Below are 20,458 nucleotides of genomic sequence, written 5' to 3'. Positions count from 1 at the left end.
ATGAGCACCATTCGACTCACCATGGCCCAGGCGTTGGTCAAGTACCTTGCTGCACAACGTATAGAGGTGGATGGCCAAGAAGTGGCGCTGTTTGAAGGCGTGTTTGCGATTTTTGGTCATGGCAATGTGGCCGGAATGGGGGAAGCGCTTTACCACGTGCAAGACACGCTGCCCACCTTTCGCGCTCACAACGAACAGGCCATGGCCCACGCGGCGATTGCCTTTGCCAAAGCCAATAATCGCCAGCGCTTAATGGCCGCGACCAGCTCGATAGGCCCGGGGGCGACCAATATGGTCACCGCCGCAGCCCTCGCCCACGCCAACCGCTTGCCGATCCTACTGCTGCCGGGGGACACCTTTGCCACCCGCGAACCCGACCCGGTACTCCAGCAGGTGGAGCACTTTGGCGACCCTACCATTAGCGTCAACGACTGTTTTCGACCGGTGTCGCGCTACTTCGACCGCATTAACCGCCCGGAACAGCTGCTGACCAGTTTGCCCCAGGCGATGGCCACCTTGCTTGACCCGGAGCATTGCGGCCCTGCGACCCTGGCGCTGCCTCAGGATGTGCAAACCTTTGCCTACGATTATCCGGTGGCCTTTTTTGCTCCCAAGGTGCATCGCATTCGCCGCTCGCCACCGGATGCTTACGAGCTTCGCCAAACCATCGCCGCGCTGCAACAGGCCAAGCGCCCGCTGATCATTGCCGGTGGCGGCGTGCATTACGCCGCTGCCTGCGACGCCTTGGCCGAGTTTGCCAAAGCACGCGGCATCCCCGTAGCCGAAACCCAAGCAGGCAAAGGGGCGTTGGCCGATAGCCACCCTTGCGCGGTGGGGGCCATTGGGGTGACCGGCAGCGCAGCTGCTAACCAATTGGCGGAGCAGGCGGATGTCATTCTGGCGGTGGGTACGCGGCTGCAGGACTTTACCACCGGCTCCCGGGCGCTGTTTGAAGGCAGCGATAAAACACTGATTTCCCTAAACGTTGGCCGCTTCGACAGCCTCAAGCATCAAGCGCTGCCGCTTAGCTGCGACGCCTTGATCGGGCTGGGCCAACTCGTCACGGCGCTGGGCGAATGGCGCGGCAGCGATGAGTGGCGCGAACAAACCGGAACGCTCAAGCGCGAGTGGGCCGAAATAGTGCGCAACGTGACCGACGATCAAGGGCTGGCGCTACCCACCGATGCCCAGGTGATCGGCGCGGTCAATCGCCAGGCAGGCAGCAATACCACCGTGGTATGCGCCGCCGGTGGCTTGCCCGGCGAGCTGCATAAACTCTGGCAATGCTCGGGCCCCGGCAGCTACCACGTGGAGTACGGCTTCTCCTGCATGGGCTATGAAATAGCAGGCGGGCTGGGCGTCAAGATGGCCAAGCCAGAGCGGGAAGTGGTGGTGATGGTCGGCGATGGCAGCTACCTGATGCACAACTCGGAGCTGGCAACCTCGGTGATGCTGGGCCACAAGCTGATTGTGGTGGTGTTGGATAACCGCGGCTATGGCTGCATCAACCGCTTGCAGCAGGCCACAGGCGGCGCGGGGTTCAACAACCTTCTGCAAGATTGCCGCACTGTGGAGGCCGGCGCTCCCAAAACCGATTTTGCCGCTCACGCCAAAGCGTTGGGCTGTGAGTCTGAATCGGTGACCGGTATTGCGGAATTGGAGCAGGCGCTGGTGCGTGCTCGCAGCGCCACCTCGACCTATGTGATTGCCCTGGACACCGACCCGTTACCCAGCACCCAAGAAGGCGGCGCCTGGTGGGAGGTGGCCGTGCCCGAGGTTTCCGAGCGTGAAGCGGTCAATAAAGCCTATCAAGGGTACCGCGAAGCCAAACAGCTCCAACGCCATTAATACCAACAAACATAATCATAAGGAATACGCTATGCCAACGGTTACTTTAGGCATCAACCCGCTCACCTGGACGAACGACGACTTGCCCAGCCTGGGCGGCGCAACACCACTGGAAACCTGTTTGAAAGAGGGCCGCGAAGCGGGGTTTAGCGGCTTTGAATTAGGTAACAAGTTTCCCCGAACGCCTGACGCCTTGAATCAGGTGCTTAGCGCCCACGACTTGGCGCTTGTATCGGGCTGGTATTCCGCGCAGTTGCTGGAGCGCACGCCTGAAGAAGAGATTGACGCCATTCAGGATCACATGAACCTGCTCAAGGAGTGCGGCGCGAAGGTGATGGTGCTGTGTGAAGTCACCCACTGTGTACATGGTGATCAGGAGTGCCCGCTCTCCCAGCGTCCGCATCTATCCGAGCAAGAGTGGCAGCGCCTGCTGAGTGGTTTAGAGGTGGTGGGCGACTACCTGAAATCCCAGGGCATTCAACTGGTGTATCACCACCATTTGGGCACGGTGATCGAAAGCCAGGCCGACGTTGAACGCTTAATGGATAACACCGGCGAAGGCGTGGGACTACTGCTTGATTTTGGTCATTTGCGCGGTGCTGGCGGCGACCCGCTCGCCATCGCCAAACGCTACAGCCAGCGTATCCACCATGTGCACTGCAAAGACCTGCGCTTCCCGGTACTGGATTCGGTGCGTAACCGCGACAAAAGCTTTTTAAACGGCGTGTTAGACGGCCTGTTTACGGTGCCGGGGGATGGCAATGTGGATTTCCTGCCCGCCTTAACCCACCTGTGCGAACAGGGCTACCAGGGCTGGTTAGTGGTTGAAGCCGAACAAGACCCGGAAGTTGCCCATCCGCTGACTTACGCCCGCCTGGGTTACCGCAACCTACGCCAACTTGCCGAGCAGGCAGGCTTCGACGTTGCCAGCTAAACAGCACCGCTTTTAATCAGGAGCTTGTATGAAGACGCTATCCCACTATCTTAATGGTCAGCTCTCTGCCGGTCAGAGCCAGCGCACTTCGCCGGTTTATAACCCGGCCACCGGTGAGCAGAGCGCTCAGGTAGCACTAGCTACCGCCGATGAAACCCGCGAAGCAGTGCGCATCGCCGATGAGGCCTTTGTCGCCTGGTCTAAAACTTCGCCGCTGAAGCGCGCGCGTATTCTGTTTAAGTTTAAAGCGCTGGTTGAGGAGCACACCGATGAGCTGGCGCGACTGATCTCCAGCGAGCACGGCAAGGTATTTTCAGATGCCAAAGGCGAAGTGACCCGGGGCCTGGAAGTGGTCGAGTTTGCCTGCGGCATTCCCCACCTGCAGAAGGGCGAGCACTCCATGAACGTCGGCACCGGCGTTGATAGCTACTCGATGATGCAGCCGCTGGGCGTGTGCGCCGGTATCTCGCCGTTCAACTTCCCCGCCATGGTACCCATGTGGATGTTCCCCATTGCTCTGGCCTGCGGCAACACCTTCGTCATGAAACCTTCGGAGAAAGACCCCTCTACGCCGCTGCGCTTAGCCGAACTGCTTAAAGAGGCGGGACTGCCGGATGGTGTCTTCAACGTTATCAATGGCGATAAAGAGGCGGTGGATGTGCTGCTCACCGATGAGCGTGTTCAGGCAGTGAGCTTTGTGGGCTCCACGCCCATCGCCGAGTATATCTACGCTACCGCCTCAGCCCATGGCAAACGTGTTCAGGCCTTGGGCGGCGCCAAAAACCATATGGTGATCATGCCCGATGCGGATCTCGACCAAGCCGTGGGTGCCCTGATGGGGGCAGCCTATGGCTCAGCAGGCGAGCGCTGCATGGCGATTTCGGTAGCCGTACCCGTTGGCGAAGAGACCGCCAACCGCCTGCGCGAAAAACTGGTGGTCGAACTTGATAAGCTGACAGTCGGGCCTGGCTTGGTCGATGGCCCGGATAACGATATGGGGCCGCTGATCACCCGCGAGCACCGCGAAAAAGTGGCGGGTTATATCCAAACCGGCGTGGATGAAGGCGCAGAGTTAGTGGTCGACGGTCGCCAGACCACGATTGACGGCGCAGGCGATGGCTACTTTATCGGCGGCAGCCTGTTTGACCACGTGACGCCCAGCATGCGTATTCACTCCGAGGAGATCTTTGGCCCGGTGCTGGCGATTGCCCGCGTGGCCAGCTTCGACGACGCGGTCAGCATGATCAACGCTCATGAATACGGCAACGGCACGGCGATCTTTACCCGGGATGGTGATGCGGCGCGTCAGTACTGTGAGCAGATCCAGGTCGGCATGGTCGGCGTTAACGTACCAATTCCGGTGCCCATGGCGTTCCACAGCTTCGGCGGTTGGAAGCGCTCGCTGTTTGGCCCGCTGCATATGCACGGCCCCGACGGTGTGCGTTTCTATACCCGTATGAAAACCATTACCCAACGCTGGCCCAGCGGCATCCGTGAAGAGACCAACCACTTCACCATGCCGACCATGTAAGCAGTCTACGGGCACGACATCATTCAACGCCGGGCCCAGCCCGGCGTTATTGTTTTAAAACAGGGATAATCACAATGAAAACCCTCAACATTGGCCTAATCGGCACCGGCTTTATGGGCAAAGCCCACGCCATTGCTTTTAATGCGGCGTCCAGCGTTTTTGAACTGCCCGCTAAACCCGTTTGCGAACTGCTGGCGGATGTCGACCTCGCCACGGCAGAGAGCCGAGCGCGGGCCTGGGGATTTGCCCGCGCCACCGACGACTGGCGCGCCTTGGTGGAAGATAGTGAGGTGGACGTGGTGGATATCTGCGCGCCCAACTTCCTGCATAAAGAGATGGCCCTGGCCGCCATTGCCGCTGGTAAGCATGTCTACGCCGAAAAGCCGCTGGCGCTGAGCACGGCAGACGCGAACGAAATGGTCGCCGCGGCTGAAAAGGCGGGTGTCAAAACCCTGGTGGGCTTTAACTATATTCGCAATTCCGCCACCCAGCTGGCCCGCCAGATTGTTGCCAGCGGTGAAATTGGTGAGCTGATTCATTTTCGTGGGCGGCACAACGAGGATTACCTGCTCGACCCGGAAAAGCCCCACGATTGGCATACCAAGCGGGCGACCGCAGGTGCCGGTGCGTTAGGTGATGTGGGCTCGCATATTCTCAATATGGCCGAGTTTTTAACCGGGCAGCGCATCATCCAAGTATGCGGCCAGCTACAAACCGTTATTGCCACGCGCCCCAATGCTAACGGTAGCGGAATGGCCCCAGTAGAAAACGACGACCAGGCCCAGGCCATGCTGCGTTTTGATCAGGGGTTAATCGGCAATATCGAAACCTCCCGGGTGGCGGCTGGCCGCAAAATGGGCTTGGCCTACACGCTAACGGGTACCAAAGGCGCCATTGTGTTTGACCAGGAGCGCATGAGCGAGCTGCAGCTATATCGCCACGGCGATGCCCACGGCAGGCGCGGATTTACCACCCTGTTAGCGGGCCCCGAACACCCCGACTATGCGGCCTTCAGCCCCGCACCGGGGCACGGTCTGGGCTATAACGATCAGAAGATTATCGAGGTGCGCGATCTGGTCGAAGGCATCATCAACGACCGTCCCCTCTATCCAGACTTCCGCGAAGCCGCGCGGGTTAATCGCTTGATAGATGCCATCGAAAGGTCAGATCAGTCGGGGCAGTGGGTTCACGTATAATATCAGCAGCCCCGTGCCCTTGTGGGGCTGACTCCAGAACAATGCGCCCGCAGTAGACACCTTGTTAGAACTCAGCAGTGGCCATCTAATACTAGCTAAAATGGACGATGCCACCGTTACTTCAGCGGTGGCAGGCTTTAGTGCGGCCTTCCGTCAACCATCCAATGAGCGTGTTGCACTCAGATTGAGCCTTTCTAATTGGTCGTCAGTTCTTTAGAGGTTTTTGGGATTAATGCGCCACGTCAATCACGATCTTGCCGACATGACTACCGCTGGCAAGGCGCTGGTAGGCCTCACGGTATTCTGCGAACGGGTAAACCCGATCAATGACCGGCTTCACTTCATGCTGGCCCATCGCTGCGAGCAGCGCTTCGAAATTAAGCCGAGGGCCAATGGCCGTGCCAGCAACTCGGAGAGAGCGTGACAGTATGTCGATGGGAGGCAGACCACCGCCGACACCGCTTGTGAATCCAACTAACGCAATCTCCCCACCGATTCGACACGAGGCTGCAGATTTGACGATGGTTTTCTCACCCGCGATATCGACGACTTTGTCGACACCCTTGCCATTGGTCAGCTTGAGAATCTCGCGATCCCAGTCCGGGAAGGTGCTGTAGTTAACAACCGACTCGGCACCCAATGTCTTCAGTGTCTCGGCCTTCTCATCGCTAGACGTGATTGCCAGGACGCGCGCACCGAACATCCGTGCTACCTGGAGCGAGAAAAGCGCGACACCGCCAGTGCCCTGTACCAGAACGGTTTGACCCGGCTGAAGGGGGGATGACAGATTGAGGCCTGTCCAAGCCGTAACGGCTGCGCATGGCAACGATGCGGCTTCAATGTAGGATAGGGAGTCAGGCAAATGCACAACGGCATTTTCATGCATGAGAATATACTCGGACAACCACCCATCTGCCGATATTCCCAAGCTATTCAAATGATACTCCGCTTGCATGGGGCCACCGACCCAGTGTGGGTTGCAACTTGCGGATACCCGATCACCGACGTTAGCTCGGGTGACACTATCGCCAACCGCGACGACTTCACCCGCCCCATCAGATAGAGGGATACCGTTTTTCTTGGTTGGCCCACCATATTGACCATTCAAGATCACCTGGTCACGAAAGTTCAGCGAGGCAGCATGAACGCGAACGAGCACCTCATGGTTTGTTGGGGTCGGCGTTGGTTCGTCATGGTGTTCCAGGTCTGGCTTTTCAGCAGATGTCCATCTGACAGCTTGCATCTATCTTCTCCTTGCGTGGAATAATTGGATACATAAACACTTGAAGAGTGCCGGCCGCCTCAGCGCCGATTTTCATTCCTGTACCTAGCCTTCTAAGTTGCTTTACAGCAAAATAGAGACAAGCGAACATAAGCGCAAGAACCTACTAAAAAGTGCAATACCCACCATAAGGTAAGTATGACGGATCGAGATTGGCGTTGCGAAGACCCTGAACAGCAGCTCGTTTGGGCTTCCGCAACCAGCGAAGCCTTACGAGTGCTTGAAGGGAAATGGAAAATTGTCATTATTATTCAGCTGTTTGCGGCAAAGAAACCGTTACGTTTTTCCGAGCTGGAACGTCGTGTCGACGGTGTCAACCAGAAGATGCTCATCCAACAGCTTCGACAGTTGGAGAAAGACGGCATTGTTTCAAGGATGGTTTATCCGCAAGTTCCGCCAAAGGTGGAATATACGTTAACCGAGATGGGTATCGCGCTCGGCCCCTCTTTAGAGGCATTGATTGACTGGGCCTTTATGCGTCGCGAATCCCTTGGAGAGCAGGCTGAAAATGCATGACCAGAGCCGCTCATAATAGGGAACCTACCTGTAAAGGTTAGACAAAACCGTGTTTTTGATTTTTAACCTTGTCGGCTCGCAGGTACGATTAATAAAGAGGGAGCGTTGCTCTTTGGGGCAACGCTTTTGTTACGATTTCATCGATTTACAGTTCGCATTTGCTGCTATGTAAGAGAGCTTCTTGCATCATTTCCAATCCCGGAAAATGACGCTGGCGTTGACGCCACCAAAGCCGAAGCCATTGGATATAGCGTGCTCCATCGACATTTGGCGCGCTGACCCCCGCACTAAATCAAGCCCTTCGCTAGCAGGATCGGGATTCTCCAGGTTGAGGGTGGGCGGCGCAATCTGGTCACGCAGCGCCAGGATGGTCAGAATCGCCTCCAGGCCCCCGGCCGCTCCTAGCAAATGACCGGTCGCCGACTTGGTCGCGCTGACGGCCACCTTGTCACCAAAGGTGCTTTTGATAGCCGCGAGCTCTCCTTTGTCTCCTAATGGAGTAGAAGTGGCGTGGGCGTTGAGGTGCTGGATATCGACGGGTTGCAGTTTTGCCTGCGCGAGCGCGTTTGACATTGCTCGCTGGGCGCCACTGCCGTCCTCGGGGCCTGACGTTATGTGATAAGCATCCGCCGTGGTGCCATAGCCGACAATTTCAGCGAGGGGCGTCGCGCCACGGGCAAGCGCATGCTCAAGCTCCTCTATGACCAGAAGCCCTGCGCCTTCGCCCATCACAAAGCCATCCCGGGCGCTATCAAAAGGGCGGGAGGCCTGTGTTGGCGTGTCATTGAAATGGGTAGACAGCGCGCGAGCGGCCAAGAAGCCCCCCAGGCTAACTTCGTTGATGCAGGCCTCGGCTCCACCGCAGATGGCGACATCCACCTCATCGGCCCGAATCATTCTTGCTGCGTCACCAATCGCCTGGACGCTGGCGGCGCAAGCGGTTACCGGCGCCCCGATAGGCCCTTTGTAGCCATATCGAATAGAGACATGACCAGCAGCCAGATTGACCAAGAACGAAGGCACGGTAAAAGGAGACAGGCGACGTGCGCCTCGGGTGTCCGTCGTGCGAACGGCATCTGCAATGGCTGGAAAACCACCCACCCCAGATGCAATAACTGTTGCAGTACGCTCTTGCTCGTAAGCTTGCGTGGGATACCACCCGGCCTGGGCAACGGCTTCCTCCGCGGCTGCCAGCGCAAGCAGCATAAAGCGATCCATTTTGCGCTGATCCTTAACCGGCACAAAGTTATCGGCATTGAATCCGGCCTCTGGATCTTTCAGGTGATCGGGAATAATCCCGGCAATTTTGACCGCCAGGTCATCCGCCATTGTGTCAGGCAACCGTCTAATACCTGACTGGCCATTCAAAAGCCTTGACCAGCTAGCTTCCACTCCGACAGCCAAGGGGGAAACCAGCCCAAGGCCGGTTACTACTACTCGCCGTGTAGTCATACTGGACTCCTTATGAACTATTCGTGATATCTGCAGCGTTCTTGGTTCTGGCGAGGTGCCAGAGTCAACTTGTTGTAATATTGACTCGCATGCTGATCTTTGACAGAGATGCTGAAGAACGCTGTGTAGCTGCCAGAACCTGTCGTAAATTCTTGAATCGGTGCAGGTCTAATTGCACTTCGCGCTTGGATTGTCATTTCATATTCAACCACCTCTATCTAGAGCCTGTTGACTTCTTGCGTTGTGGCGGCAGGTCTGTGCAAGTGCCATCAGCGACTTCTGCCGCCAGGCCAATCGTTTCACCTAGCGTTGGATGTGGATGGATGGTTCTGGCGATATCGACAACATCGCAGCCCATCTCAATGGCGAGGCCTACCTCGCCGATCATGTCGCCTGCCGATGGGCCAACGATAGATCCGCCAATGATGCGATGCGTATGGGTATCGAATATCAGTTTTGTGAAGCCGTAATCGGCCCCGTTGGCAATTGCACGGCCAGAAGCGGCCCATGGATACTTGGCGACTTTGACGTGTCTTCCCTCCTTCTTCGCTTGCTCTTCCGTGTAACCAACCCATGCCACTTCCGGGTGGGTATAGGAAACAGCAGGGATAACCAATGCATCGAAGAAGGTTCTTTTGCCAGTAGCCACCTCGGCGGCTATATGTGCCTCATGCATGGCTTTGTGGGCCAGCATCGGCTGGCCAACGATATCTCCAATTGCAAAGATGTGTGGTACGTTGGTTTGCATCTGGGAATCGACCGGAATAAAGCCCTGATCATCGACAAAGACGCCCGCTTTGTCGGCGGCGACCTTGTTACCGTTCGGGGTGCGGCCTGCGGCTTGCAATATCATGTCGTACTTCAATGTTTCGGCGGTGGCGTTTTCACCCTCGAAGGTTACGTAAAGACCATCGTCTTTAGCTTCGGTCGAGGCTACCCTCGTCTTCAGCATAATCTTGCCAAAGCGATGCAGGTTCTGCCTTTCCCAAACTCTGACCGCATCGCGGTCAGGGCCCGACATCAATTCATCCGCCATCTCAACAACATCTACCTGGGCGCCCAGCGATGAGTAGACGGTGGCCATTTCCAAACCGATTATGCCGCCGCCAATAACCAGCATTTTCTGAGGAACGAAGTGCAGTTCGAGCGCACCGGTCGAGTCGACGATGCGTGGGTCGTGAGAAAGGAAAGGCAAATGCACCGCCGCAGAGCCAGCGGCGATGATGCACTTCTGAAACTTGATGACTTTCTTGAGCCCGGTTCTGTTCTGGCCTTTTCCGTCGGTGCTCTCGACCTTAAGGTGGTGTGGATCGAGAAAACGACCGTAGCCGCGAACCACCTCGACCTGGCGACCCTTGGCCATACTGGTGAGGCCGTTGGCCAGCGTGCTGACGATCTTCTCCTTATGTGCTTTCAGCTTGTCGATATCTATTTGAGGCGCCGAAAACGTTACGCCGAGATCACTGGAAGACGTCGTTTCTTCGATCATCTCGGCGACGTGCAGCAGCGCTTTGGATGGGATACAGCCTACGTTCAGGCAGACGCCACCAAGCGTGGCATAACGCTCAACGATGACTGTCTTCATGCCCAGGTCAGCTGAGCGGAAGGCGGCGGAGTAACCGCCCGGCCCAGCGCCAAGAACCAGCATCTCGCACTCGATATCGACGCTATCGCTGCCGTCGCTAATCGTTGAGACTTGCCCTTCAACGCGATGATTCATGGTTTCTCTCCCTTTATAACGACACGGTGAAACGTCAATAGGCCCTAGACCTTTTAGCGGGTCGGCTTGATCTTGAACCAGATGGCATACATCGCCGGTAAGAACATGAGCGTCAGAATTGTCCCGGCGAAGGTGCCACCGATCAGGGTGTAGGCCAGCGTTCCCCAAAACACCGATTGGGTGAGCGGTATGAACGCGAGAATGGCGGCGAGCGCGGTCAGGACGACCGGACGAGCACGCTGCACGGTGGCCTCGACCACGGCGTCAAAGGGTGCGAGTCCTGCCTTCGCATTGTCGTGAATCTGGCCAATCAGGATAAGAGTGTTGCGCATCAGGATGCCTGCCAACGCAATCAGACCGACGAGCGCATTGATGCCGAATGGCTGGTTGAACACCAGCAAGGTAGGCACCACGCCGATGAGGCCCAGCGGTGCGGTGGCGAACACCATCGTCATCGCTGAGATCGAGCGAACCTGAAAGATGATCGTGATCAGCGTCAGCGCGATCATAATGGGGAAGACCGGTAGCAGGGCGCTATTGGCCTTGCCGGATTCCTCGATGGAACCGCCCATCTCTATCCGGTAGCCCGCCGGTAGTTCGGCGATGATCGGCTGAAGTTCTTCCCAAATGGCTTTGGACACGTCGGGCGGCTGCAAGTCTTCCGCTATATCCCCACGTACGGTGATCGTCGGCGTGCGGTCGATGCGGCGCAGAATGGGGTCTTCCATATGGACATCCACCGTGCCGACCTGCGATAGCGGAATCCGCTGACCGGATGCGCCTGTCAGGGTGAAATCTTGAATTTTGCTCGGATCAAGTCTTGTACTGCCGGCCGAACGCGCAACCACCTGCACCGAACGAATATCTTCACGCACCTCGGCAATGGGGATGCCACTCAACAGGAACTGTAGCTGCTGGGCTGCATCACTGGAGGTCAAGCCGAAGCTTTGCAGGCGATCCTGATCAAGCGAGAATCGCAGTGTGGGTATGCGCTCGCCCCAATCGGTATTGACCGTTCGCATCTTAGAAGAAGCCTGCATGACGGCACGCACCTGGGCCGCGATGTCGCGCAGCTCATCGGGCTCCGGCCCCATCACGCGGAAGGCCACGGGGAAGGGGGAAGGTGGGCCGAACACCAACTGGGTCACTCGCACCCGCGCCTCCGGCGCCAGATCATCGGCCACCGCCTGACGCAGCCTATGCTTGAGCGCCTCACGCGCCGACTGGTCATCCGTCAGGACGATGATCTTGGCGAAGGAGGGATCGGGCATCTCCGGCGACATGGCGAGATAGAAGCGGGGCGCGCCCTGGCCGATGTAGGACGTCACGATGCTGGCTTCCTCTTGCTCCTCCAGCCAGGCCTCGACTTTGGCGGTCGCCTCACTCGTTTGCTCGATCGAGGTGCCATACGGCATCTGCACTTCGATCAGCACCTCGGGCCGGTCAGACGTCGGAAAGAACTGCTTGTTGACCACGCCCATGCCTACGATCGCGAGGATGAAAGCACCGACCACGAACGCCGCCACTAGCCATTTGCGCCGGATCACCGAGCCTAGCAACCGGCGGAAACGCTCGTAGTTCGGTGTCGCGTAGATCGCCCCGTGGCCGCCCTCGCGCTTCTTGAAATCCGGTAGCAGCTTCACCCCCAAGTAGGGTGTAAACACGACGGCGACGATCCACGAGGTGATCAACGCAATGCCGACGATCCAGAACATGTTGCTGGTGTACTCACCGGCGGTGGACTTGGCAAAACCGTTCGGCATGAAGCCGATCGCCGTCACCAGGGTGCCGGAGAGCATGGGTGCGGCGGTGTGACTCCACGCATAAGCCGCGGCACGTACACGGTCGTAGCCTTCCTCCATTTTCACCACCATCATCTCGATGGCGATGATCGCATCGTCGACCAGGAGCCCCAGTGCCAAAATCAACGAGCCGAGAGTGATGCGGTCGAAGGCCATGCCGGAAGCTGCCATGACGATAAAGACGGCGGCCAGGGTCAGGGGAACTGCTGCCGAAACCACGATACCGGCACGCCATCCCATGCTGATGAAACCGACCAACATCACCACGCCGAGGGCGGCGAAGAACTTGAGCATGAACTCGTCGACGGCCGAGCTGATATTAACCGACTGGTCTGTGACCTTGGTTAGACTCATGCCAAGCGGCATATCGGCGTTGATAGCCTCTGCCTCCTCCTCCAATGCCTCGCCGAGGTTGAGGCCATTCCATCCCTCGCGCATGACCACACCGAGCAGCAAGGTGGGTTCGCCGTTGTTGCGAATGAGGAAGGTGGCGGGATCCTCGTAGCCCCGCTTCACCTCGGCGATGTCGCCGAGCTTTAGTGTATGGCCCTGCGCGACGACGGGCGTATTGCGAATCGCCTCAAGGTCGTCGATCGCCCCGTCCAGCCGGATGAATACCTGGGGGCCCTGGGTGTCAATCGAGCCGGCGGGCGTCATGACATTACGCCCATTGAGTGCCGCGAAGAGGGCTTGCGGGGAGACGCCAAGCGTGGCTAGACGATCATGGGAGAACTCGACGAAGATCCTTTCGGACTGCTCGCCGATGATATTTACCTTCTTGACGCCCGGTACGTGAAGCAAGCGCTGGCGCAGGCTCTCAGCCTCGCGGATGAGATGCCGATGAGGCTCGCCCTCTGCCTTTAGCGCATAGAGTGCAAAGGTCACATCGGCGTATTCGTCGTTCACCATAGGGCCAATGACACCACTGGGCAGACTACGGGCCTCGTCACCAATTTTCTTACGTGCCTGATAGAACTGCTCGGGGACTTCGTCGGGCGGCGTGCTATCGAGCAGATACACCGTGGTGAAGGCCAGGCCCGGACGCGTAAAGGTCTCGGTACGGTCATACCAGCCCAGTTCCTGCATGCGTTTTTCTAGCGGCTCGGCGACCAGTTCCTCCATTTCCTGGGCCGTAGCACCGGGCCAGGCCGTGGTCACGGTCATCTGCTTGATGGTAAAAGCGGGATCCTCCGCCCGGCCCAGCGTCAGGAAGGCCATAATGCCGGCAATGAAGATCACCACCATTAGAAACAGGGTGACCGAGCGCTCGCGTACTGCGAGGGCAGAGAGGTTGAAGGCACTCATGGCTGCTCTCCGCGATTGGCGGCCAAGCCCGTGATAACCTCACGCTCATCTAACCGCACCTGCTCGCCCTCATGCAGCAAGTGCGCGCCGAGCGCCACGATGCGATCGCCCGTTTCAAGATCGCCAACGACCGAGGCGGTTTCATCGCTGAGGCCAGTCACCTGCACGGCCTGCCATGTGACCTGGGGCGTTTCTCTTTCGGTCAGCCCTTCGATCAGCCATACGCCAGGCCCTTTACCTGGATCGAAGAGGGCGCCTATCGGCACCTGCAATAACGCTGAAGCGGAAGGATCGACCTCGATACCGACGGAAACGGTCGAGCCCAGTGGTGCATCGGCAAGATTACCTTCCAGTACATAGCGGGCTTCGAAGGTTCGCGTCAGAGGATTGGCGGCATCCGACAACTGGCGAAGCGTCGCAGCGCCCGTGAGCCCGTTGCCATAGAGGCTTGCACGGCCAGTGGAGCCGATCGCTGGGCGGAGCGTTTCGGGGAGGTCGATGAGTGCCTCGCGGGGCCCTGCATGGGCCACCCGCACCACGGGTTGGCCGGCAGCAACGACCTGGCCGGGTTCTGCCAGCGCTTCCACGACCACCCCGTCTGCATCGGCGAGAAGCACCGCATATCCGGTTTCATTGCGAGCAACGTCCGCGCGAGCCTCGGCCGCCGTAAGATCCGCCCGAGCCGTCTCGGCGGCTGCGCGGGCGCTGTCGTAAGCTGATGCTGACACCGCGCCTCGAGAGACCAGGTCGCGGTAGCGCGCCTCGTCCTCTGTGGTTTGACGCGCGCGCGCCCTGGCGGCAGCCACGGCCTCCTCCTGGGCGCGAGCGGCGAGTTCCAGATCCGTGGGATCGATGCGCATGAGTGGCTGGCCGCGCTCGACGGCCTGCCCCGTATCGACTAAACGCTCCTGTATCTTGCCCGGTACGCGAAAGCCGAGATCGCTCTGCACCCGTGCGGCAACAGTACCGGTAAATGAACGCTCGGCCTTTCCATCGGCCTCCACCTCCGCTACCCGCACATAGGGGGTCTGCGTGCGCGGGTCGCTTAAAGAGCTGTTGTCACTGCAAGCCGCCAGAGCGAAGGGCAGCAGACCGGCGAAAACTAAGGAATGAATATTACGGCGCTGAAGCATGGCGACCTCCAGGGATAGAAGGCCTTATGTTCTAACTAGTGACCAATGTTGTCAATAGTCACTATGTGTAAATTCGTCCTTCAGGGTGCCAAGCTACGCAATACCAGGTTCGAAAGCTGGGTTGGCCCCTCCTCGACAAGATCTAAATTGTGTTGAAGGAGAAGAGGGTTCACATAGGGGTGCATGACTAGAAAGATTGAATGCACTGTCTCGTCCAGCGGGGTTTTTCGCTCGAATTCGCCGCTCTCGCGTCCTTCGCGGATGATCTCCAACAGCATCTGTTTAATGTGCTGCGCATAGCCGCGAGCAGAGGGCCAGCCTTCGCCTGCGGAGTGTGCGGCGATGTCATACAGCTTGCGATCATTGAAGAAAAGATTTGATCCGGTATCTACTAATGCCTTGAACATCCTCCTAAATTTCTCCGTTGGCGTGGGTGCGTTCATCACGGCTTCTTCGATCGCCTCAATAATTGCGCTCAAGACTTTGGAGCAGATGGCTTCGCCAATGGTCTGTTTGGAATCGAAAAACTTATAGATATAAGCCTTGGAAAAACCAATCGATTTGGCTAAGTCAGAGACGGTGGTTTTCTCGTAGCCGTAGTGGCTGAAGTGCTCTTCGGCTGCCGCCACGATCTGTTCGCGAACACTGTGTTCGGCAGGGCCTCGTGACGGTGGTGTGGAAGGTGGTGTTTCAATCATCGGTCGTGTTGCCTCGTATTCTTTAGCTTGACAGATTGTGACCATAATGGATTATAGTCACTTTAACAATTTTACTCTCCGGAGATGCTTATGCTCACCCGCCCACGCTCTCTCGCCTTTCTGGTGAGTGCCAGTCTATTAACGGCCAGCCTGTTAACGGGATGTGCGGTCGGCCCTGACTATAGCTCACCCGAGCCCGCCTTATCGCCTCGTTTCCTTGGCCAGGAGGGTGTTGAAGAGCGTGAGGTTCAGAGCAAGGCAAACCTTCAGTCCTGGTGGGCCGCCTTCGATGATCCCATGCTAGCGCGTTTCGTCACCCTCGCTCTCGAGCAGAACCTGGATATCGCACAAGCCTCAGCCCGTGTCGCCCAAGCGCGTGCCTCATTGCGTCAAGCCGATGCAGTGCTGCTGCCATCGGCTAACGTGAGCGCCCAGGGGGCTGAAGTATATCAATCGGTCGAGACCCCGCTGGGGCAGGTGCTTTCTTCCATGCCCGACTTCGACCACTGGGGCAGCGCCTATGAGGCCAACCTTGATGTGGGCTGGGAAACTGATGCGTTTGGTGGCCTGCGGCGAGGACGGGAAGCGGCACGCGCGGAGTATGTGGCCTCTGAAGCGGGTGCCGCCGCGACACGGCTGGCCGTCGCTGCCCAAACGGCGGACGTATACGTCACGATCCGGGGCTTGCAGACGCGTATCAAGATTGCTGAACAGCAAGCTGAGACCCGTCGTGAACTGCTCGACACGATCAGATTCCAGTACGAGAAGGGGGTGGCTAGCGAGCTTCAGGTGAACCAAGCCGAGGGTGCGCTTGCTCAAGTCGAAGCACAGATTCCGGCTCTCGAGGCTGGCCTCGACTCGGCGATGAATGCGTTGGATGTGCTTCTCGGTGTACCGCCTGGAACCTACCGCAGCGACGTGAGTCAGGTGGCGTCGATCCCGGTGGTTCCAGGCCTGGCAGAAACCGGCACGCCGGCCGAGATGATTCGGCGGCGTCCAGATCTTATCGTGGCCGAGCAGCGCCTCGTTGCTGCTAATGCGCGCATTGGCATGGCGATTTCAGAGTACTACCCCAAGTTCTCGCTCGGGGCACTGCTGGGCAGCGCCACTACGATCTCAAGCAGCAACCTCTTCTCCAACGATGCCCGTCAAGCCCAAGGCGTGCTCGGGCTTCGCTGGCGCCTGTTCGACTTTGGTCGCGTCGAGGCACAAATTGCCGCCGCGCGCGGCCAGGAAGCAGAAGCACTCGCCGCCTACCGTCTAGCCGTGTTGCGCGCAACGGAAGAGGTGGAAAACGCCTTTTCCGCGCTTGTTAAACGCGAGGCCCAGGTCGACATTTTGGCGCGGGGTGAATCCTCTCTCGCCCGTGCCCGCGAAAACTCACTTGCCGCCTATGAAAGTGGTGTCGTTAGCCTGATCGAAGTACTCAATGCCGACGCCAACTTGCTGCAGATAAGCGACATGAAAGCACAGGCACAAACCGAAACCGCGCGTGCTGCCATTGCCTCTTTTAGGGCATTGGGAGGCGGGTGGGAAGCACCGCTCGCAAGCAACGACCGCCTCTACGGTGCCCTCTCTACTACCCACTAATGACAGGTAAGCGAAATGGTCTTAATAAACACTTCATGGGTACTCATCACGGGGGCATCAAGCGGTTTCGGTGAGGAGTTTGCCCGCCAATATGCCGAGCAGGGGCACTCGCTGGTACTGGTGGCGCGACGGCTAGATCGGCTGCAAGCGCTCGCTGAGACACTGCGCCACCAGTACGGTATAGAGGTGGTGACGGAGCAGGTCGATCTCTCAGACATTGCTGCGGTTACCCAGCTGCATCAGCGCCTTCAAGATCGGGGCATTGAGATCTACATCCTAATCAACAACGCCGGTCATGGATTGCAGGGCCCGTTCGTGGATAGCACGTTGGATGCGGCGCTGGCGATGGTGCAACTGGACGTGGCGAGCTTGACTGCCATTACTCACGTCTTTGCACGAGACATGAGTAAACGAGGGCATGGCAAGATATTGTTGGTGGCAAGCCTGCTGGCCTATCAGGGCGTGGAGAACTTCGCTGTTTATGCTGCCGCCAAGGCCTATGTATTGCGTTTAGGCGAGGCGCTACATCGCGAGCTTTATCGCGAAGGCGTCACGGTGACAACACTTTGCCCTGGTATGGCGGAAACCGGCTTTGCCACTGCGGCGCAGCAGAAAGTCACGCCCGTATTGAAGCAACTGATGATGCAGCCTGCACCTGTGGTGCGCGCCGGGATTCGTGCCCTGCAGGCCGGGCGTATCAGCGTCGTGCCAGGCTGGGCGAACAAGGCCCTTGTCATCCTTACCTGGGCGACGCCGCGTCGGCTGCACCAAGCTTTTTTATCACGTGCGATGAATGGGTGAGCTTCCACACTTTTATCGCAAGAAAAATATATAACTCAAGAGAGTGATGCCATGACAACGTCAATTGACACCCTCAGTCCAGAAGAAATACTTGCGCTCTGGCAGGCTGAAGAGACGGCCGTGCGAGAGCGTATCCAGACGGTTCCCGGCGTGGCGACGCCTGCTCAGATCGCCGGGCGCAGCGGATTGCAGATATTCGAGGCGCTTCTAGCCGGTGAGATCCCGCCGCCGCCCATGGCTAACACGCTGAACTTCACTCTGCTTCGTGTGGAGCCGGGATTCGCGCTGTTCCAGGGGCAGCCACGTTTCAGTCATTATAATCCGATGGGCACGGTGCATGGCGGCTGGTTCGCAACCATGCTCGATACAGCCATGGGGTGCGCCGTGCATTCAACATTGCCACCGGGCAGGGCCTACACGACCCTGGAATTGAAGCTCAATCTCGTCCGTGCACTCACCGATGCGGTGCCGCTAGTTCGTGCTGAAGGCCGATTGGTTCACGGCGGCCGCCAGGTGGCGACCGCGGAAGGTAGGCTCATCGGGCCAGACGGTAAGCTCTATGCCCACGCGAGTACAACGTGCCTGGTGTTCGACCAGGGGGCGTAGAAGAGGGGCTGGCGCGCCACACCTGCTTTACCCCTCTTTGACGGAGCCTGAACCTTGTGCCGAGGATCGGCAAGTCATTGTCTTCGCTTATTGCATTTTTTGCTCAAAAGCAAAGTAAGCCTCTCCTGCCCATCAATAGAACGCATAGTCGATAAAATCTCAGTGCTTAAGGCAAGGTTAACTACGCTGCTGGTGTGATGTAGGTGCTTTTACGTCAAGCGCAGGTGACGCCCTATTAATGTTGCAGTGTTCGCCAGGAGAGCGTTTACAGAATAATCAGCGTCGCGAGCCCAAGGAATGATAAAAAGCCGACCACATCGGTCACGGTCGTCAAAATAACCGCACCGGATAACGCGGGGTCGATCTGCAGCTTTTTCAACACCATGGGGATGAGTACGCCGGATAAGTTGGCGAGACTCATATTGATAAAGATGGCCAGGGTGATCACCAGCGTGATCATGGCGTCGCCAAACCAGATATGGGAAATCAAGCCGACCACTAATGCCCAAACCAAGCCGTTACTCATACCCACCCACATCTCTTTGTTATACAGCCAGCGGATGTTGTTGCCCGCCAGTTGGCCCAGCGCCAGACCGCGTATAACCACGGTGAGGGTTTGACTACCCGCAATACCCCCCATGCTCGCCACCACCGGCATCAAAATGGCCAACGCCACAATTTGATCCAATGCAGCCTCGAATTGACCAATAACGAAGGCGGCTAAAAAAGCCGTTAACAGATTAATACCCAGCCAAATGCCGCGACTTTTCGCACTGCGTAAAACGGGCGTGAAGACTTCCTCTTCATTACTGACGCCGGACATATGCTTTAACGTCATGTCAGCGTCGTCTTGGGTGATTTCAAGTACGTCGGCGGCGTTTAGCTGGCCCACTAATAACCCATCGCTATCGCACACGGGCACAAAGTGTAGCTCTTTAGAGCGCAATAACGCCGCTGCATCACTGACTTTCATTTGATCATTTAGGGTAAAAAAGTCATTCATGTAATCATCAACCATCGCATCTTGTGGTTGCTTGATTAAATCAATCAGGGTCAAAGTGCCGAGTAAGCGTTTGTCTTTATCCGTAATCATGATCTGCTGCGACTCATCGTCGAGCAGATGGTGGATGCGGATATAGCGCTGTACGGCCTCTAACGACACGCCCTGTTTTACATTGACTGTCTCGGGATCCATGTAACGGCCAACCACGTCATCTTCATAGGCGTGAAGATTCTCAACCTGAGCGCGGATCTCTTGCTCTAGGCTAGCGTAGACGCTGGTTTTTATGGCTTCATCAGCAACATCTAAAACTTCAGCAACTTCTTGAGCATCCAAGCCTTTAACAATTTCTTCTACATCGCTGGCCGATAAGTCTTCGATGTAGTCAGCGCGGATGTCTTCGTCAACTTCGGCGAGAACCTCGCCGATAAAGTCGTCGGGAACATACTCCCAAAGGAAATCTCGCGTTTTAGCCGGGAAGGACTCCAGCGTTCGCGCGATGTCTAAAATATCGAGTTCAGAGAAATACGCTTTTAGTGCCGTTGTGTCTGGGTCATCTAGCAGGTTTTGAAGGTGGAGTAGCTGCTCTTCGGAATTGGTGTACTTTTCATCATCGCGCATAGAGTCCGTCCTTGTTGGAAGCTAAATATTAAAGAAGTGCAAACTCCTGGCGGCTCGCTTTATGAATGTTATAGACAGGTATGGTTGAACGCCACGCGAACACCATAGGCCATGCGCTGCTGGGCAGAAACGGGCGGTACGTCGGTGCCAATCATCTCATCATCGGCGTCGGCCCAGGTGAGCGTGCCGTGGGTGAAACCCAACGGCGCCAGCGTGCGGCCAATCCACTGCGTACCGGTAAAGCGTTGCGTCTCGCCATTCTGGTCGGTAAGCACGCTGATGGCGTTACCCTGATGCAGGCGCACGATGTACGAGCCCCTATCGAGCCCATGTACCTCAACCTCGGGCAGCGGCGCTGGGTACTGGGCAAGTTCGTCAAGGGTGAGGTGGGCGGGAAGCGTTGAAGACATGGCGTATCCTCAT

Annotated in this window: 16 protein-coding genes and 1 pseudogene; 9 read left to right on the top strand and 8 right to left on the bottom strand. The window is 57.6% G+C overall.

Annotation, left to right across the window (positions count from 1 at the left end):
- From iolD to U738_RS23475, 5 genes and pseudogenes are all read left to right on the top strand, one after another.
- Positions 1-1,848 carry a 3D-(3,5/4)-trihydroxycyclohexane-1,2-dione acylhydrolase (decyclizing) gene (gene iolD / locus U738_RS13145; protein ID WP_035581252.1) on the top strand — a complete coding sequence of 616 codons (1,848 nt, stop codon included), beginning with the start codon at positions 1-3 and terminating at the stop codon, positions 1,846-1,848.
- Between the two features lie 31 nt (positions 1,849-1,879).
- Positions 1,880-2,782, top strand: a complete 903-nt coding sequence (gene iolE / locus U738_RS13140; RefSeq protein ID WP_035581250.1) for a myo-inosose-2 dehydratase — start codon at positions 1,880-1,882, stop codon at positions 2,780-2,782.
- Between the two features lie 28 nt (positions 2,783-2,810).
- Positions 2,811-4,313: a CoA-acylating methylmalonate-semialdehyde dehydrogenase gene (locus tag U738_RS13135; protein WP_035581246.1), complete on the top strand. Its 1,503-nt coding sequence runs from the start codon at positions 2,811-2,813 to the stop codon at positions 4,311-4,313.
- A 74-nt stretch (positions 4,314-4,387) separates the two neighbouring features.
- Entirely contained in the window at positions 4,388-5,509 is a 1,122-nt protein-coding gene (locus U738_RS13130; protein ID WP_035581243.1) for a Gfo/Idh/MocA family protein, read from the top strand.
- A 34-nt stretch (positions 5,510-5,543) separates the two neighbouring features.
- A pseudogene (locus U738_RS23475) lies at positions 5,544-5,666 on the top strand (IS30 family transposase); the annotation flags it as partial.
- A gap of 72 nt (positions 5,667-5,738) precedes the next feature.
- Here U738_RS23475 and U738_RS13125 read toward each other — a convergent pair.
- Positions 5,739-6,752, bottom strand: coding sequence for a zinc-dependent alcohol dehydrogenase family protein (locus U738_RS13125; RefSeq protein WP_035581240.1), 1,014 nt, complete (start codon positions 6,750-6,752; stop codon positions 5,739-5,741).
- 177 nt (positions 6,753-6,929) lie between these two features.
- On the opposite strand from U738_RS13125, the gene U738_RS13120 reads away from it, so the two are divergent.
- Positions 6,930-7,307 carry a winged helix-turn-helix transcriptional regulator gene (locus tag U738_RS13120; protein WP_035581237.1) on the top strand — a complete coding sequence of 126 codons (378 nt, stop codon included), beginning with the start codon at positions 6,930-6,932 and terminating at the stop codon, positions 7,305-7,307.
- 186 nt (positions 7,308-7,493) lie between these two features.
- Here U738_RS13120 and fabF read toward each other — a convergent pair whose 3' ends face one another.
- The 5 genes from fabF to U738_RS13095 form a co-directional block, all read right to left on the bottom strand.
- Positions 7,494-8,759 (bottom strand): beta-ketoacyl-ACP synthase II, encoded by a 1,266-nt coding sequence (gene fabF / locus U738_RS13115; RefSeq protein WP_035581235.1) that lies wholly within the window; start codon positions 8,757-8,759, stop codon positions 7,494-7,496.
- 214 nt (positions 8,760-8,973) lie between these two features.
- The gene (lpdA, locus tag U738_RS13110) at positions 8,974-10,479 is read right to left on the bottom strand and encodes a dihydrolipoyl dehydrogenase (RefSeq protein ID WP_081899101.1); all 1,506 of its coding nucleotides are present in this window, start codon (positions 10,477-10,479) and stop codon (positions 8,974-8,976) included.
- Positions 10,480-10,532: 53 nt separating this feature from the next.
- Positions 10,533-13,586, bottom strand: coding sequence for an efflux RND transporter permease subunit (locus U738_RS13105; RefSeq protein ID WP_035581233.1), 3,054 nt, complete (start codon positions 13,584-13,586; stop codon positions 10,533-10,535).
- A complete protein-coding gene (locus U738_RS13100) occupies positions 13,583-14,719 on the bottom strand; it encodes an efflux RND transporter periplasmic adaptor subunit (RefSeq protein ID WP_035581229.1) in 1,137 nt (378 codons plus the stop codon). The genes U738_RS13105 and U738_RS13100 overlap by 4 nt, the downstream gene beginning before the upstream one ends.
- 80 nt (positions 14,720-14,799) lie before the next feature.
- Positions 14,800-15,417 carry a TetR/AcrR family transcriptional regulator gene (locus U738_RS13095; RefSeq protein WP_035581226.1) on the bottom strand — a complete coding sequence of 206 codons (618 nt, stop codon included), beginning with the start codon at positions 15,415-15,417 and terminating at the stop codon, positions 14,800-14,802.
- A gap of 90 nt (positions 15,418-15,507) precedes the next feature.
- Between U738_RS13095 and U738_RS13090 the strand changes: the two genes are divergently transcribed.
- The 3 genes from U738_RS13090 to U738_RS13080 are packed head-to-tail and all read left to right on the top strand — an operon-like array spanning position 15,508 to position 18,414.
- Positions 15,508-17,007 carry an efflux transporter outer membrane subunit gene (locus U738_RS13090; protein WP_035581223.1) on the top strand — a complete coding sequence of 500 codons (1,500 nt, stop codon included), beginning with the start codon at positions 15,508-15,510 and terminating at the stop codon, positions 17,005-17,007.
- Between the two features lie 15 nt (positions 17,008-17,022).
- Complete coding sequence (locus U738_RS13085; RefSeq protein ID WP_035581219.1) at positions 17,023-17,808, top strand: SDR family NAD(P)-dependent oxidoreductase; 786 nt, start codon at positions 17,023-17,025, stop codon at positions 17,806-17,808.
- 51 nt (positions 17,809-17,859) lie between these two features.
- Positions 17,860-18,414 (top strand): PaaI family thioesterase, encoded by a 555-nt coding sequence (locus tag U738_RS13080; RefSeq protein ID WP_035581217.1) that lies wholly within the window; start codon positions 17,860-17,862, stop codon positions 18,412-18,414.
- 265 nt (positions 18,415-18,679) lie between these two features.
- Here the strand turns inward: U738_RS13080 and mgtE are convergent, their stop codons facing one another.
- The gene (gene mgtE / locus U738_RS13075) at positions 18,680-20,035 is read right to left on the bottom strand and encodes a magnesium transporter (protein ID WP_035581214.1); all 1,356 of its coding nucleotides are present in this window, start codon (positions 20,033-20,035) and stop codon (positions 18,680-18,682) included.
- A 68-nt stretch (positions 20,036-20,103) separates the two neighbouring features.
- Positions 20,104-20,445 carry a DUF6482 family protein gene (locus U738_RS13070; protein ID WP_035581211.1) on the bottom strand — a complete coding sequence of 114 codons (342 nt, stop codon included), beginning with the start codon at positions 20,443-20,445 and terminating at the stop codon, positions 20,104-20,106.
- Positions 20,446-20,458 lie beyond the last annotated feature (13 nt).

The organism is Halomonas sp. TG39a (assembly GCF_000744395.1).
GTDB lineage: Bacteria > Pseudomonadota > Gammaproteobacteria > Pseudomonadales > Halomonadaceae > Vreelandella > Vreelandella ventosae_B.
Note: the sequence above shows the minus strand (reverse complement) of the source record. Positions and strands in the feature narration are given on the sequence as shown.

Coding starts and splice junctions, on each gene's coding strand:
- U738_RS13090 (WP_035581223.1), top strand. CDS start 15,508: ATGCTCACCCGCCCACGCTCTCTCGCCTTTCTGGTGAGTGCCAGTCTA.
- iolE (WP_035581250.1), top strand. CDS start 1,880: ATGCCAACGGTTACTTTAGGCATCAACCCGCTCACCTGGACGAACGAC.
- U738_RS13125 (WP_035581240.1), bottom strand. CDS start 6,752: ATGCAAGCTGTCAGATGGACATCTGCTGAAAAGCCAGACCTGGAACAC.
- U738_RS13130 (WP_035581243.1), top strand. CDS start 4,388: ATGAAAACCCTCAACATTGGCCTAATCGGCACCGGCTTTATGGGCAAA.
- mgtE (WP_035581214.1), bottom strand. CDS start 20,035: ATGCGCGATGATGAAAAGTACACCAATTCCGAAGAGCAGCTACTCCAC.
- U738_RS13135 (WP_035581246.1), top strand. CDS start 2,811: ATGAAGACGCTATCCCACTATCTTAATGGTCAGCTCTCTGCCGGTCAG.
- lpdA (WP_081899101.1), bottom strand. CDS start 10,479: ATGAATCATCGCGTTGAAGGGCAAGTCTCAACGATTAGCGACGGCAGC.
- U738_RS13120 (WP_035581237.1), top strand. CDS start 6,930: ATGACGGATCGAGATTGGCGTTGCGAAGACCCTGAACAGCAGCTCGTT.
- U738_RS13080 (WP_035581217.1), top strand. CDS start 17,860: ATGACAACGTCAATTGACACCCTCAGTCCAGAAGAAATACTTGCGCTC.
- U738_RS13105 (WP_035581233.1), bottom strand. CDS start 13,586: ATGAGTGCCTTCAACCTCTCTGCCCTCGCAGTACGCGAGCGCTCGGTC.
- fabF (WP_035581235.1), bottom strand. CDS start 8,759: ATGACTACACGGCGAGTAGTAGTAACCGGCCTTGGGCTGGTTTCCCCC.
- U738_RS13070 (WP_035581211.1), bottom strand. CDS start 20,445: ATGTCTTCAACGCTTCCCGCCCACCTCACCCTTGACGAACTTGCCCAG.
- iolD (WP_035581252.1), top strand. CDS start 1: ATGAGCACCATTCGACTCACCATGGCCCAGGCGTTGGTCAAGTACCTT.
- U738_RS13095 (WP_035581226.1), bottom strand. CDS start 15,417: ATGATTGAAACACCACCTTCCACACCACCGTCACGAGGCCCTGCCGAA.
- U738_RS13085 (WP_035581219.1), top strand. CDS start 17,023: ATGGTCTTAATAAACACTTCATGGGTACTCATCACGGGGGCATCAAGC.
- U738_RS13100 (WP_035581229.1), bottom strand. CDS start 14,719: ATGCTTCAGCGCCGTAATATTCATTCCTTAGTTTTCGCCGGTCTGCTG.